Origin of the sequence: Bradyrhizobium semiaridum (genome assembly GCF_020329505.1) — a bacterium.
Lineage (GTDB): Bacteria > Pseudomonadota > Alphaproteobacteria > Rhizobiales > Xanthobacteraceae > Bradyrhizobium > Bradyrhizobium semiaridum.
The window spans coordinates 1-654 of record NZ_JAGKJJ010000087.1 but is presented as its reverse complement, the minus strand read 5'-3'; the positions used below and the strand labels follow the sequence as shown (position 1 = coordinate 654).

The window sequence follows — 654 nt, the reverse complement described above, 5'->3', positions numbered from 1 at the left end:
AGAACACCTCGATCATGCCGGCATCGCGCACCGCCATCAGATGCAACGTGGCGAGGAAGCCGGGTCCGAAATACGGCGAGTGCGGGATCACCTGGACGCCGAACTCGTCGGCGAGCACCGCGACCTTGAGGAATTCGGTGACGCCGCCGACCTTGATCACCGACGGCTGCGCATGGCTGACCGCGCCGGCATTCATCATCTGGCGGAACTGATGCACGGTGCAGGCGTTCTCGCCGGCCGCGATCCAGTTCGCGCGCGATTGCAAGCAGGCCGCGCCGATGTTTCTGGAGGAGCCGGTATGGCCGCCGGAGGATTTCGCGACGCTCGCCGAGGTGCGCAAGGAGGGCCGGCTCGACATCGCGGCCGGGCCGTCCAGCGGACAGTTCATGTCGACCATCAGCGGCACGCCGGGGCCGATCGCCTCGCGCGCGGCGGTGACGGCGGGGACCGTGGTCTCGTGCAGCTTGATCGCCGAATAGCCAAGCTTGATCGCCTTCTTGCATTCGCTGGCGATGTGCTGCGGCGTGCCGATCCGCAGCAGGCTGGCATAGGCCGGGATCTTGCTGCGCTTGGCGCCGCCGATCAGCTGATGCAGCGGCATGCCCTTGACCTTGCCGGCGAGATCCCACAGCGCGATGTCGAGCGCGGAGATCG

Annotated in this window: 1 protein-coding gene; it reads right to left on the bottom strand. The window is 67.3% G+C overall.

The annotated features are described in order from the left end of the window. On the bottom strand, window positions 1-654 hold a 654-nt coding region (locus tag J6500_RS32315; protein ID WP_446479912.1), incomplete at both ends, for a mandelate racemase/muconate lactonizing enzyme family protein.